At 65.5% G+C, this 13,250-nt stretch carries 13 protein-coding genes; 5 read left to right on the top strand and 8 right to left on the bottom strand.

Annotation, left to right across the window (positions count from 1 at the left end; genetic code table 11):
* Positions 1 to 30: 30 nt before the first annotated feature.
* The 6 genes from tkt to ACQZF9_RS15920 all read right to left on the bottom strand — a co-directional run bounded on the left by tkt (position 31) and on the right by ACQZF9_RS15920 (position 7,294).
* Entirely contained in the window at positions 31 to 2,121 is a 2,091-nt protein-coding gene (tkt, locus tag ACQZF9_RS15945) for a transketolase (protein ID WP_428309946.1), read from the bottom strand.
* An 11-nt stretch (positions 2,122 to 2,132) separates the two neighbouring features.
* On the bottom strand, positions 2,133 to 3,008 hold the full coding sequence (locus ACQZF9_RS15940) for a phosphoribulokinase (protein ID WP_428309945.1): 876 nt from the start codon (positions 3,006 to 3,008) through the stop codon (positions 2,133 to 2,135).
* 157 nt (positions 3,009 to 3,165) lie between these two features.
* Positions 3,166 to 4,242 (bottom strand): class 1 fructose-bisphosphatase, encoded by a 1,077-nt coding sequence (locus ACQZF9_RS15935; protein WP_428309944.1) that lies wholly within the window; start codon positions 4,240 to 4,242, stop codon positions 3,166 to 3,168.
* Positions 4,243 to 4,280: 38 nt separating this feature from the next.
* Entirely contained in the window at positions 4,281 to 5,333 is a 1,053-nt protein-coding gene (gene cbbX / locus ACQZF9_RS15930) for a CbbX protein (protein ID WP_428313446.1), read from the bottom strand.
* A 17-nt stretch (positions 5,334 to 5,350) separates the two neighbouring features.
* The gene (locus ACQZF9_RS15925; protein WP_428309943.1) at positions 5,351 to 5,785 is read right to left on the bottom strand and encodes a ribulose bisphosphate carboxylase small subunit; all 435 of its coding nucleotides are present in this window, start codon (positions 5,783 to 5,785) and stop codon (positions 5,351 to 5,353) included.
* Between the two features lie 21 nt (positions 5,786 to 5,806).
* Positions 5,807 to 7,294 (bottom strand): ribulose-1,5-bisphosphate carboxylase/oxygenase large subunit, encoded by a 1,488-nt coding sequence (locus ACQZF9_RS15920; protein WP_428309942.1) that lies wholly within the window; start codon positions 7,292 to 7,294, stop codon positions 5,807 to 5,809.
* A 114-nt stretch (positions 7,295 to 7,408) separates the two neighbouring features.
* Between ACQZF9_RS15920 and ACQZF9_RS15915 the strand changes: the two genes are divergently transcribed.
* Positions 7,409 to 8,410, top strand: coding sequence for a LysR substrate-binding domain-containing protein (locus ACQZF9_RS15915; protein WP_428309941.1), 1,002 nt, complete (start codon positions 7,409 to 7,411; stop codon positions 8,408 to 8,410).
* Between the two features lie 20 nt (positions 8,411 to 8,430).
* Here ACQZF9_RS15915 and ACQZF9_RS15910 read toward each other — a convergent pair whose 3' ends face one another.
* Both ACQZF9_RS15910 and ACQZF9_RS15905 read right to left on the bottom strand, forming a co-directional pair.
* Complete coding sequence (locus ACQZF9_RS15910; RefSeq protein ID WP_428309940.1) at positions 8,431 to 9,270, bottom strand: alpha/beta fold hydrolase; 840 nt, start codon at positions 9,268 to 9,270, stop codon at positions 8,431 to 8,433.
* Between the two features lie 14 nt (positions 9,271 to 9,284).
* Positions 9,285 to 10,232, bottom strand: coding sequence for a LysR family transcriptional regulator (locus ACQZF9_RS15905; RefSeq protein WP_428309939.1), 948 nt, complete (start codon positions 10,230 to 10,232; stop codon positions 9,285 to 9,287).
* A gap of 137 nt (positions 10,233 to 10,369) precedes the next feature.
* Here ACQZF9_RS15905 and ACQZF9_RS15900 point away from each other — a divergent pair, with 137 nt between their 5' ends.
* Genes ACQZF9_RS15900 through ACQZF9_RS15885 form a run of 4 tightly spaced genes read left to right on the top strand, consistent with a single transcriptional unit; the run spans position 10,370 to position 13,176 of the window.
* Positions 10,370 to 11,047, top strand: a complete 678-nt coding sequence (locus ACQZF9_RS15900; RefSeq protein WP_428309938.1) for a peroxiredoxin-like family protein — start codon at positions 10,370 to 10,372, stop codon at positions 11,045 to 11,047.
* Positions 11,044 to 11,511, top strand: a complete 468-nt coding sequence (locus ACQZF9_RS15895; protein WP_428309937.1) for a hypothetical protein — start codon at positions 11,044 to 11,046, stop codon at positions 11,509 to 11,511. The genes ACQZF9_RS15900 and ACQZF9_RS15895 overlap by 4 nt, the downstream gene beginning before the upstream one ends.
* Complete coding sequence (locus tag ACQZF9_RS15890) at positions 11,508 to 12,020, top strand: hypothetical protein (protein ID WP_428309936.1); 513 nt, start codon at positions 11,508 to 11,510, stop codon at positions 12,018 to 12,020. The genes ACQZF9_RS15895 and ACQZF9_RS15890 overlap by 4 nt, the downstream gene beginning before the upstream one ends.
* On the top strand, positions 12,004 to 13,176 hold the full coding sequence (locus tag ACQZF9_RS15885; protein WP_428309935.1) for a hypothetical protein: 1,173 nt from the start codon (positions 12,004 to 12,006) through the stop codon (positions 13,174 to 13,176). The genes ACQZF9_RS15890 and ACQZF9_RS15885 overlap by 17 nt, the downstream gene beginning before the upstream one ends.
* Positions 13,177 to 13,250: the final 74 nt, after the last annotated feature.

The raw sequence follows: 13,250 nt of genomic DNA, 5'->3' as shown, positions 1-13,250 counted from the left end.
CCGCTTCTACAGGGGCAGTTGGCGATTTATTCAGTTGCACGACAGCACGATCTCGGCATCGCTATCGTCCGTTACCTGCGCCGCAACGCGATCGCGCCGACGCGTATGCACGGCCTGGCTGGCGACCGCGGCGATCTGCACCGCGGTCAGTCCGAAATGCCGGTACAGGTCGGCTGCCGGTGCCGATTCGCCGTAACGATCGATGCCGACCACCGCGCCGCGGCGGCCGACGTACTTGTGCCAGAAGTCCGGATGCCCGGCCTCGATCGCGACTGCCGGCAGGCTGATCGGCACGACGCCGTTGCGATAGGCCGCCGGCTGGCGGTCGAACAGCGCGGTACAGGGCATCGACACCACGCGCGAGCCGATGCCCTCGTCTTCGAGCAGACGCTGTGCGGCGAGCGCAAGGCCGACTTCCGATCCGGTGGCAAGCAACACCACGCAGGGCGAGCCGAGGTCGTTGAGCACGTAGCCGCCGCGGCGGATGCCGTCTTCGGATGCCCGCGTGCGCTCGAGCAAGGCCAGGTTCTGCCGCGACAGCAGCAGCGCGCTGGGCCCTTCGCGCCGCTGCAATGCGCTGTGCCAGGCCACCGCCGTCTCCAGCGTGTCGGCCGGCCTCCACACGTCCAGATTCGGAATCAGCCGCAACGAGGATGCGTGCTCGATCGACTGATGCGTCGGCCCGTCTTCGCCGAGGCCGATCGAGTCGTGAGTGAACACGTGCACCACGCGCAGCCGCATCAGCGCCGCCATGCGCACGGCGTTGCGGCTGTAGTCGCTGAACGTCAGGAAGGTGCCGCCATAGGGAATGAAGCCGCCATGCAGCGCGACGCCGTTCATCGCGGCCGCCATGCCGAATTCGCGCACGCCGTAGTGCAGGTAGTTGCCCGGCGTGGCGCGCGTGACACGGCGGCAGCCCTTGAAGTCGGTCAGGTTCGACCCGGTCAGATCGGCCGAGCCGCCGAGCAGCTCCGGCAGGTGCGGGCCGAGTGCATCGAGCGCCAGCTGCGAGGCCTTGCGTGACGCGATCTCCTTGGCCGTTGCGATCGCGCTCTGGATCAGGCCGGCGACGCGCGTGTCGAAATCGTCCGGCAGATCACCGCGCATGCGCCGCAGCAGTTCGTCGGCGGCTTGAGGGTGTTTCTGGCGATACAGGCGAAACAGCTCCTGCCAGCGCGCCTGCGCGGCGGCTCCGCGTCCGCGCGAATCCCAGGCTCTGCGGATGTCGTCGGGAATGTCGAACGGCGCGTGATCCCAGTGCAATGCGCGCCGCGTCGCCGCCATTTCTTCGGTGCCGAGCGGCGCGCCATGCGCGGCTTCGCTGCCGGCGCGGTTCGGCGAGCCCTTGCCGATGACGGTCTTGCAGCAGATCAGCGTCGGCCGTCCGTCGGGCAGCCGTGCCTGGTTGCGTGCGGCATTGATCGCCGCATCGACCGCGGCGGCATCGTGTCCGTCGACGTCGGCGATCACCCGCCAGCCATAGGCGCGAAAACGGGCCGGCGTATCGTCGTTGAACCAGCCGGCCACCTCGCCGTCGATCGAGATGCCGTTGTCGTCGTAGATCGCGATCAGCTTGGCCAGACCGAGCACGCCGGCCAGCGACGCGACCTCGTGGCTGATGCCTTCCATCAGGCAGCCGTCACCCATGAACACGTAGGTGTAGTGGTCGATGATCGGCAGTCCCGGCCGGTTGAAATCGGATGCGAGCAGCCGCTCCGCCAGTGCCATGCCGACCGCGTTACCAAAGCCCTGGCCGAGCGGGCCGGTAGTGGTTTCGACGCCTGGCGTCAGGCCCCGCTCCGGATGCCCCGGCGTCTTCGAATGCAGCTGGCGAAAGGCTTGCAGCTCGCTCAGCGGCAGGTCGTAGCCGCTCAGATGCAGCAGGCCGTACAGCAGCATCGACGCATGGCCGTTGGACAGCACGAAGCGATCGCGATCGATCCACTGCGGATCGTTCGGGTCGTGCTTCAGGTGCCGGTTCCATAGCACTTCGGCGATGTCGGCCATGCCCATCGGCGCACCCGGGTGGCCGGACTTTGCCCGCTCGACCGCATCGGCCGCGAGCATGCGCAGCGCATTGGCGAGCTGCTGCGGCGCGGGCTTGCCAGTATCGGTATTCATCGTCTGTTTCCTCAGGCGCGGCGCTTTTGATCCATCAGCCGCAGAATCATCGGGGTGAAGATCAGCTGCATCGCCAGGCCCATTTTCCCGCCGGGAATCAGGATGGTGTTCGGCCGCGTCATCATCGAGCCGTGCAGCATCGACATCAGGTAGGGGAAGTCGATGCCCTTGGGATTGGTGAAGCGGATCACCACCATGCTTTCGTCCGGCGTCGGAATGTCGCGCGCGATGAACGGGTTCGACGTGTCCACGGTCGGCACGCGCTGAAAATTGACGTGCGTGCGCGAGAACTGCGGGCAGATGTGCGTGACGTAGTCCGGCATGCGCCGCAGGATCGTGTCGACCACCGCCTCGTGGGTGTAGCCGCGCAGGTTCTGGTCGCGATGCAGCTTCTGTATCCATTCCAGGTTGATGATCGGCACCACGCCGATCAGCAGGTCGGGATGGCGCGCGATGTTGATCTCGGCGTGTTTCGCGGCGCCGTGCAGGCCCTCGTAGAACAGCAGGTCGGAGCTGTCCGGCGCGATCGCCTGCCAGGGCGTGAACGTGCCCTGGGGCTGCGCGAACGGCGCGGCTTCCTCGTCGTTGTGCAGGTAACGGCGCGTGCGCCCGCTGCCGCTTTCGCCGTACTGGCCGAACAGCTCGTCGAGCTCGTGAAACAGATTCGCCTCGGGCCCGAAGTGGCTCAGGTTCGGGCCGGTGCCGGTTTCGGCGGCTTTCATCGCCGCGCGCATTTCCTTGCGGTCGTAGCGATGGAAGGCGTCGCCTTCGACCAGCTCGGCGCGGATTTTCTCGCGACGGAAAATATGCTTGAAGCTGGCCATCACCGTGGTCGTGCCGGCACCGGACGAGCCGGTCACCGCGATGATCGGATGTTTTTTGGACATGGCGGCTACTCCTGCAAATCACACAGCGGGTCTCCTTCCCCCGCGAGCGGGGGAAGGCCGGGATGGGGGCGTGACGAGAGCGTTGCTCCGCGACGATTTGCCCCCACCCCGGCCCTCCCCCGCAGGCGGGGGAGGGAGAAAAGATGCCGCCGGCTCATCACGTCACCTCCGGCCGGTACAGCGAGCGCTCGTTGAACAGCGGCGACACGAACGGCCGGTCGCTGCCCTCGTCGTATTCGCGGTGATAGCGCTCGATACGCTCGACCTCGTTGCGCGATCCGAGAATCACCGGCGTTCGCTGGTGCACCTGCGACGGCGGCAGCTCGCAGATGCGACCGCGGCCGGTGCTGGCGCAGCCGCCGGCCTGCTCGATCAGCATCGCCATCGGATTGCCTTCGTAGAGCAGCCGCAGGCGCCCCGGCTTGCTCGGATCGCGCGTGTCGCGCGGATACATGAAGACGCCGCCTCGCATCAGGATGCGATGCACTTCGGCGACCATCGACGCGATCCAGCGCATGTTGAAATCGCGCTCGCGTATGCCGCTGCGGCCGGCCTTGCATTCGCCGACGTAGCGCGTGATCGGCGGCTCCCAGAAGCGCTCGTTGGAGACGTTGATCGCGAACTCGCCGGTGTCCGCCGGGATGGTCAGATCCGGATGGGTCAGCACGAAGTTGCCGGTCTCGCGATCCAGCGTGAAACCGTGTGTGCCGCGGCCGACGCTGATCACCAGCATCGTCGACGGTCCGTAGATCGCGTAGCCGGCGGCGATCTGACGGTCTCCGTTCTGCAGATACGACGCCGTCTGCGGCGGCTTGCGATCAGCGTGCTTGAGCACCGAGAAGATCGTGCCGACCGCGACGTTGACGTCGATATTCGACGAGCCGTCGAGCGGGTCGAAAGCCAGCAGATACGCGCCGCGCGGGTAGGGGCTTGGCACCGTGAACGGCTCGTCCATCTCTTCCGACACCATGCCGGCCAGCTGGCCGCCCCATTCGCACTGGCGCAGCATCAGCTCGTTGGTCAGCACGTCGAGCTTTTTCTGCGTTTCGCCCTGGACATTCTGCGTCCCGGCGCTGCCCAGGTGATCGCCGAGCGCGCCTTTCGACACCATCGCCGAAATGCCCTTGATCGCGGCGGCGACGTCGATCAGCAAGGCCGACAGGTCCTGCGCCGACTTGTCGCCGCGCAGTTGTTCGATCAGGAACTTCGACAGCGTGGTTCTTCCGTAGAGCATGTCCGTTCTCCTCCGGCGCAATGCCTTGTGTCCGACGCTCAGCGCTCCGAGCTCGGTGTCGCCGGTAGCGGCGGTGATTCGTCGCGGAAGACGCGGCTGGCGCGAATGTCGTCCGCGCTGATGCCCATCAGCGCTTCGCGTCCGCAGTCGTGGTGCTGCGCCTGCTTCAGCGAATCGCTGAACAGCCTGCCGGCCTGGCGCAGCCGCGCGCGGTCCAGCGCGTTGCGGATGGAACGCGCGTTGGCGAAATGCGGCCGCTGCAGCCTTCGCTCGATGTAGTCGCGCATCGCCTCGCCGGCGGCTTCGTCGAGCCGGTAGTCGATCTGCGCCAGCATCAGTTGCGCGATCTGCAGCAGCTCCTGCACCGAGTAGTCCGGAAAGTCGATGTGATGCGCGACTCGCGACGCCATGCCCGGATTGCTTTGGAAGAAAATGTCCATCCGCGGCTTGTAGCCGGCCAGGATCACCACCAGATCGTCGCGGTTGTTTTCCATCACCTGCAGCAGGATCTCGATGGCTTCCTGGCCGTAGTCGCGTTCGTTTTCCGGCTTGTACAGGTAATAGGCCTCGTCGATGAACAGCACGCCGCCCATGGCCTTTTTCAGCAGCTCTTTTGTCTTCGGCGCGGTGTGGCCGATGTACTGGCCGACCAGATCGTCGCGCGTGACCGCGACCAGATGATTGCGGCGGATGTAGCCGAGGCGATGAAGGATCTCGGCCATGCGCTGCGCGACGGTGGTCTTGCCGGTGCCGGGATTGCCGGTGAAACACATGTGCAGGCTCGGCGCGCCCGAGCGCAGGCCCTGCGCGCGACGCGCCTTGTCGACGATCAGGTAGGCCGCGATTTCGCGAATGCGCTGCTTCACCGGCGCCAGACCGATCAGCTCGGCGTCGAGCTGATCGAGCACGTCGGCGATGCCGGAGTCGCGGTAGAGCGCGAGCAGGTTGCTGTCGCTGCTCTCGCTCGCATCACTCCCTCCCCCGCGGGCGGGGGAGGGCTGGGGTGGGGGCGTGACGTGAGCGCTGCGACTTCCGCCCCCATCCCGGCCTTCCCCCGCTCGCGGGGGAAGGAGCAAGTCCTCGGCCTGCATCGTCGTCATCGCCGCGCTCAGTAACGCTCGCCGGCGGGCTTGTCGGCCGCGTAGGCATGCACGGTGTAGCGGATCTTGCGGCCGTCGACTTCCTGGCGGTCGAGACGGAAGCCGGGCTCTTCCACCGGGCGGTTGACGATGAACGACATCCGCGGCGACTCCCAGCCGCGGCCGCTGTCGAACGCGGTGACGCGCACGTAGTGCGTCGGGAAGGTCTTGCGGCAGGCGTCAATCTCGACCATCGCGCCGGCCGGATCCTTCAGATCGAACATCGGCATGCCGAACATTTCCCAATACGTGTTGCGCGGATGCGGATCGTCGGTGTACTCGACATTGACCGCCCAGCCGTTCTTCAGCGCGTATTCGATCTGCGCCTTGATCTGCGCGTCGCTCAGCTCGGGCAGGAAAGAGAACTGGCCCTGTGTCAGGCGATTGCCGTAATTGCTCATCATGGTGCGGGTCTCCTTTGGCGATCAGGCGGCGGCCGTCGCCGTCGGCACGAAGTCCGCGGTGTCGGTGGATTCGTAGTTGAAGCTGATGTCGCCCCAGGTATCGAGCGCGGCCTTCAGCGGCGTGCAGGTTTTCGCCGCGTGCTGCAGGATCTGCGGGCCTTCGCGCAGATAATCGCGGCCCTCGTTGCGCGCCATGATCATCGCCTCCAGCGCCACGCGATTGGCGGTCGCGCCGGCCTGGATGCCCATCGGATGGCCGATCGTGCCGCCGCCGAACTGCAGCACCACGTCTTCGCCAAGGTAGTGCAGCAGCTGGTGCATCTGGCCGGCGTGGATGCCGCCGGAGGCCACCGGCATCACCTTGTTCAACGAGGCCCAGTCCTGGTCGAAGAACAGGCCGTGTTCGAGACTTTGCGGCGTGCGGTTCTCGCGCAGCGTGTCGTAGAAGCCCTTGATCATCAGCGGATCGCCTTCGAGCTTGCCGACCACGGTGCCGGCGTGGATGTGATCGACGCCGGCCATGCGCATCCACTTGCAGATCACGCGGAAGTTCATGCCGTGGTTCTTCTGCCGCGAGTAGGTGCTGTTGCCGGCGCGGTGCAGGTGCAGAATCATGTCGTTGCGCCGCGCCCACTTGGCCATGCTCTGGATCGCGGTGTAGCCGACCACCAGGTCGATCATCACGATCGCCGAGCCGAGTTCCTTGGCGAATTCGGCACGCTCGTACATGTCCTCCATCGTGCCGGCGGTGACGTTGAGGTAATGGCCCTTGACCTCACCGGTCGCGGCACTGGCCTTGTTCACCGCCTCCATGCAGTAGAGGAAGCGGTCGCGCCAGTGCATGAAGGGCTGGCTGTTGATGTTCTCGTCGTCCTTGACGAAATCCAGGCCGCCCTTGAGCGCCTCGTAGACCACGCGGCCGTAGTTGCGGCCGGACAGGCCGAGCTTGGGCTTGGTGGTGGCGCCGAGCAGCGGGCGGCCGAACTTGTCGAGGCGTTCGCGCTCGACGACGATGCCGGTGGCCGGGCCCTGGAAGGTCTTCAGATAGGCGACCGGTATGCGCATGTCTTCCAGCCGCAGCGCTTTCACCGCCTTGAAGCCGAACACGTTGCCGATGATCGACGCCGTCAGGTTGGCGATCGAGCCGCCTTCGAACAGGTCCAGGTCGTAGGCGATGTAGGCGAAATACTGCGCCTCGGTCCTGGTGCCGGCACCGGTGTTCGGCACCGGGTCGACGCGATAAGCCTTGGCGCGATACAGGTCGCAGGCGGTGAGCCGGTCGGTCCAGACCACGGTCCAGGTCGCGGTCGAGGATTCACCGGCGACCGCTGCGGCCGCTTCGTCAGCGTCCACGCCCTCCTGCGGCGTGATCCGGAACAGCGCGATGATGTCGGTCTCTTTGGGAACGTAATCCGGATCCCAGTAGCCCATCTTCTTGTACGGAATAACGCCGGACTGGTAGCGGACATTGGTGTTGCCGGTGCTGCGCTGGCTCGCGGGTGCAGACATGTTGCGTTTCTCCTGATGGCCTTGCGTCTTGAGGCCATGCTCGGCGGCTGCGATGCAGAAGTAAATTCAATAGTTCTTCTCTTTGCTTCAGTGATCCCTTATGTTTCGGAAATGATGAAACTCACCCGACGCGTGACGCTGCGGCAGCTGGAGATTTTTTGCGAGGCGGCGAGTCAGCCGAGCTTTTCTGCGGTTGCGGAGAGCCTTTCGCTGAGCCAGCCCGCGATTTCGATGCAGATCCGTCAGCTCGAAGAAGCCGTGGGACTCGCGCTGTTCGAGAAATCCGGTCGCCGAAAAATGCTGACGGAAGCCGGCACGCGCATGTACGAGCACGCGTCGCGCATCCTGGGTGAGGTGCATGACACCGAGCAGTCGCTGTTGGCGCTGAAGGGCCTGGAAACCGGCAGCATCACGGTTGGCCTGGTCAGCACCGCGAACAATTTCGCGCCGCGCCTGCTCGCCGCTTTCAGCCAGCTGCATCCCGGCATCGAGGTGCGGTTCGTCGTCGGCAATCGCGAGGCACTGGTCAGCCTGCTGAAGGAAAATCGCACCGATCTGGCGGTCATGGGCAGGCCGCCGGGCGAGATCGAAACCGTCGCCGAATCGCTGGCCGACAATCCGCACGTCATCGTCGCGCCGACTTCGCATCCGCTTTGCGGCAGGAAAAGGATTGCCTTGTCACAGCTGCGCGGCGAGACGTTTCTGCAGCGCGAGAGTGGCTCGGGCACGCGCGGTGTGATGGAGGATCTGTTTCGCGCGCAGCGCTTCAAGCCGCTGCGCATCCTGTCGCTGGGCAGCAACGAAACCGTCAAGCAGTCGGTGATGGCCGGGTTGGGGCTGAGCGTGCTGTCGCTGCATACGCTGTCGCTGGAACTGCGCAGCGGCGAGATCGCCTGCCTCGATGTCGTCGGCCTGCCTTTGCAGCGCAGCTGGCACGTGGTGCATCTGCGCCGGCGGCCGCTGTCACCGGCGGCGCTGGCCTTCAGAAAATTTCTGGTTGAGCAGACGCAGCCTTATTTGAGCAAGCACTACGCGGATCTGATGCACGTCGCGCATGCTGGAAAAACAACGAGCAAGCGGGCCGCCAAGCCGGGTCGCGCGCGCGGGAATCGTTGATGCGCAGGGCTCGTCCGGGCTCAGCCCGGGCCGCAGCCCAGGCTCCTGATCGCGCCTTCAACGATGTCCGGCCGCTCCCACAGTACGAAATGTCCTTGGTCGGGCACGCGTATCACGCGCAGCCAGTTGCTCGGTGCGAGCTGTTGCAGATGATCCGCGGTGCGCGGGTCCACCAGCTCGTCCTTGTCGCCCTGGATCGCAACCAGCGGCCGCTGCAGGCGAGGCCAGGCCACGTCGAGCTTGCGAAGTTCGCCCTGCAGTGAGGTGATTTCGACGTTCGACCAGAGCATCTCGCTCGGCGTGATCCAGCTGCCGATCGTCGAGCTGGCAAAATGGTTGTACCAGCGTGGCGCCTCCAGATCCGGTGCGACCGAACCGGCAATCATCACGCCGCCGCAGACCTGATCTGCATGCGCGAGCGTCAGCCAGCTGATCAGCGGGCCGCCCAGCGAATGGCCGACGACGATGACACGCTGCCCGGGCTCGAGCGTCTTGATGGCGGCGGCCAGCACGTCGGCCTGTGCCTGCAGGTCGGGGATCATGTCGCCGGCGCCCGAGCCGCCGTAGCCGGGCCGGTCGAAGGCATAGCGGTTGCCGTAGCCGGCCAGCGCCGGGTCGTCGAGATAGTGCGCCCAGGCTTTCCAGTCGCCCGGCGAGCCGTGCACGAAAAACAGTGGCGTTGCGCCGGCGGTCCCCGCCATGACCGACACCTGCAGGCTGCGGCCACCGGCCTGCACTTGCTTGAGCTGGGGGCGAGGTGGCTGCGGATACAGCGTATCGATGCCGCCGCGCGGGTAGGGCGGCCCGAAACAGCCCGACAGCAGCGCCGCGAGGCTCAAAGCACAGCTGATTTTTTTCATGGATGGGATCGGGCTCACAGCCCGGGCGCGGCGAAGGCGCGGATGCAGGGATCCAGCCCCAGCTCGGTGACGGCTTCACCGTTGAGGCAGGGATCGCGGCTGAATTCATCGACGACGAAATCCATGAAGACCCGCGCCCGCGTCGGCAAAAAGCCTTTTGCGGGATAGATCATGTGCACCGGCAGGGCCTGGATCGGCCAGGCTTCGAGCAGGCAGACCAGGCGGCCGTCGTGTAGCTCGTCGGCGAAAAGCCAGGTTGGCGCGACGACGATGCCCAGGCCCGACAGCGCCGCGACGCGCAGGCCGTCGGGATTGTCGACGCGCAGGTTGCCCTGCGGCCGGATCGCTTCATCGCCGAGTTGCCAGATCGGCCCGGTGCTGTTGCGGGTGAACATCACGCAGTTGTGCTGCAGCAGGTCCGCTGGCGTGGCCGGCGTGCCTTTGCGTTGCAGATAGTCGGGGCTGGCCGCGCAGCACAGCGCGTAGGTCGCCACCAGCCGCGCGCGATAGCTGGAATCCTGCAGGCGGCCGATGCGGAACGCGATATCCAGACCTTCTTCGATCAGGTCGATGTCGTGATTGCTGAACACCAGCTCGATGCAGACTTCCGGGTGTTTCTCGGTGAACGGCCGTATCAACGGCATCACCCGGTGCCGGGCCAGCGCGGCCGGGCAGGCTACGCGCAGCAGGCCCGCTGCGGTGTTCTGGCCGCGCGCCCCGGATTCGGCTTCCGCCACCGCGTCCAGAATCCGGCGGCATTCGGCGTAGTAGCTTTCGCCCTCGGGCGTCAGCGACATCTTGCGGCTGGACCGGTACAACAGACGCGCGCCAAGGTGCGCTTCCAGCGCCGCGATGTTCTTGCTGACCGTGGGCTGGGTCGTCGACAGTTCACGCGCGACCACAGAAAAGCTGCCGGTTTCCACCGCGCGCACGTAGCACTGCATCAGCGTAAATCGATCCATGCCGATACTGTAACGGGGAATTTGATCGGCGAATCATTCCCGGAGCGCATGATTGGTATGTCCGGAATCGGTCTTCCGCGCACAGCCGCGAGCGGCCAATCTGAAGCTCACCCATGCATGAGCCAGGCTTTCCCCGGATGAATCTGCAACACGACCTCGAACGCGAACGGATCTACTGGCTGCACAAGCAGCCGGCGCCCGTCAGCGCCGTGGAACGCATGGCGCTCGACTGGCTCGGACGCTCCGGCATGGAAGGCAAGGCGCTGCGTGTGGGCGAACGCGCACCGGGGTTCCGTCTGCCAGACCAGAGCGGAGCCCTGGTTTCGCTCGAAAGTCGGCTTGCGCTAGGCCCGGTCGTGCTGCTGTTCTTTCGCGGCCATTGGTGCCCGTTCTGCAGTTTGACGCTGCGCAGTTATCAGAAGGCAGCGCCGCGTTTCGCCGCGCTGCGCAGCCCTTTGCTGGCGATTTCGCCTCAGGGTGCCGTCGCCAACGGGGAAAGTTCGCAGCGGCTCGGTACTTCGTTCCCGTTGCTGTCGGACGTCGGTAGCCATGTCAACCGTGCCTACGGCCTGGCGTATGACCTGCCGGCGGGGCTCAGGGCGCTGTTCGAGGGCGAATACGCAACGCCATTGCCGGAGATCAACAGCGACGGTGGCTGGACCTTGCCATTGCCCGCGACGTACGTGATCGGCCAGGACGGCATGGTGCTGTACGCGCACGTCGACGTCGATTTTCGCCGCCGTCAGGACCCCGAGGAACTGCTGGCCTGGCTTGGTGCGCGCTATGCCGATGTCGGCGCAAGAGGCTCGCTTTGACGCGGCCGCAACTGGAAGCCGGACTACGCCGGCTGACCGACAGCCTGTTGGGCGCGATGCTCGGCGCGCTGGTCTATGCCGCCTGGGTGCTGTTCGTGAACTGGGATGCCGGCCATCGCATCGCGATGACCGCTGCGTCGTTCCACTGGGTGATGAGCACGTTCCTGACCTACACCGGCACCGGCGTGATGCGGCAGTTCTACCGGCTGGCAGATCGCCCCCGTGTCGGTGCGTTGCTGGCGTGTGGTGGCGGTCTGTTATTCACCTATGCGCTGCTGATCAGCGTTCACCATGCCATCGGCACCCCGCATATCGCGTTGACGCTGGCGGCCGGCGCGATTCCCACCTTGGTTTTCTGCATCAGCTATTCATCGTTGCTCGTACGTACCGAGGTGACGCGCATTCCGTGCAGCGCCGGGCGCTCCGCGCACGTCTCAAAATCCGCCTCCAAGTGCGCATCATGAAAATTCGTACCGATCTGCAGAAGCTGTTGCGCTACAACGTCGACGTGCTCGACCAGGGATTGATGGTGATCAATGCCCATACCGCAGCACCGGCCTGTGATTTCGCTGCGCATTCGGGTCCGCATCTGCGGCACATCATCGAGCACTACGAGGCGTTCACGCAGCATATCGCCAGCAGCTCGGTGGACTACGACACCCGCGCCCGTGATCGCTCCGTCGAGCGAGATCCGAAGCGGGCGAGCGAGCGCATTGCGGCGATTCAGCAGCAGCTTGCGGCGCTGGATACCGATGCCATCGTCGAGCCCATCGCGGTGCAGATGCGCGGCGGCATCGCCGGTGAAGACAACTTCGTGAGCTTCTCATCGCTCGCGCGCGAACTGCTGTTTCTCGCCAGCCATGCGGTGCATCACTACGCACTGATCCAGGTCCATTGCAGGTCTCAGGGCCTGTCGCTGGGCGAGGATTTCGGCAAGGCTCCTGCGACGGTGCGCCATGCACGCAACGCCTGAAGTGTCGCCGATGATGGAACCGGTGGTCTCATCCGATGACGCGCCCGCACCGCGCGCGTCCTTGCGCCCCTGGCAGACCGGCACGGCCGGAGGGATGCCGCTGTCGGTGCGGCTGTCGATTGCGCTCGCCCGCGCACGCCGCTGGGAATTCTGGCCGACCTGGCTGTACTACGGCCCGATCGTGGTCTGGATATTGTGGCTCGGCCTGCGGCATCGCAGCGCGACCGTGTTTACCGCGGCCAATCCGGTGCTCGACAACGGCGGTGTGGTCGGTGAGCGCAAGCACCAGGCGCTTGCGCCGCTGCAACGCAATGCGCCCGACCTGGCCGCGACCTTCGTGCTGGTCGACGCGATCGAAAGCCGTGCACGGCTCAACGCGGCTGTGGCTTTCGTGGCGCGGCCCGGCATCGGCTGGCCCTTGGTATTGAAGCCCGACGTGGGCCAGCGTGGCCGAGGTGTTTTCATCGCGCGAAATGTCGAGGCGGCGCGCGACTACCTCGAGCGTTTCGACGGCAACGTGATCGCGCAACGTTATGTCGCCGGCGAGGAGTTCGGCATCTTCATCGCGCGCATGCCGGGCGCCGCTGAAGTACAGGTACTGTCGATCGTACACAAGACCTTCCCTGCGGTGACCGGCGATGGCAGCCGCCGCCTGCGTGAGCTGATCCTCGACGACGCCCGCGCGCGGCTGATCTCGCAGACGCTGTTCGCGCGCTGGGCGCAGCAGCTCGATCAGGTTCCTGCTGCCGGTCAGCGCATCACGCTGGTCGAGATCGGCTCACATTGTCGCGGCAGCCTGTTTCTGGACGCGGGCGCACTGTGCACGCCGGCGCTGATCGCCACGCTGACGCGGCTCGCCGATGCGGTGCCGGGTTATTGCTTCGGCCGTCTCGATCTGCGTGCGCCCAGCGCCGATCATCTGCAGCGCGGCGTCGGCCTGCAGGTGATGGAACTCAACGGCGTCACCGCGGAGAGCGCCCATATCTATCAGCCGGGCACACCGCTGATCGATGGTTATCGGGCGATGTTCCGGCAGTGGTCGCTGGCTTTTGCGATCGGCCGGGCCAATGCCTCACGCGGTGCCAAGGTGACGTCGCCCATGGACTTGTTGCGTCTGTTCCTCGCCGACCGTCAGCGCGACACGAAGTGGTTTTAGCGGGCTTCTGCTCAGCCGCATCGTCGGCAGATCCTGTCGGTCTTTCTCTTTTTTTGATTGTCTCGGAGTCAATA

This window comes from Hydrocarboniphaga sp. (assembly GCF_965279055.1).
In the GTDB taxonomy this organism is placed as follows: domain Bacteria; phylum Pseudomonadota; class Gammaproteobacteria; order Nevskiales; family Nevskiaceae; genus Hydrocarboniphaga.
The sequence above is the reverse complement of the archived record's forward strand: the minus strand, read 5'-3'. Positions and strand labels throughout refer to the sequence as shown.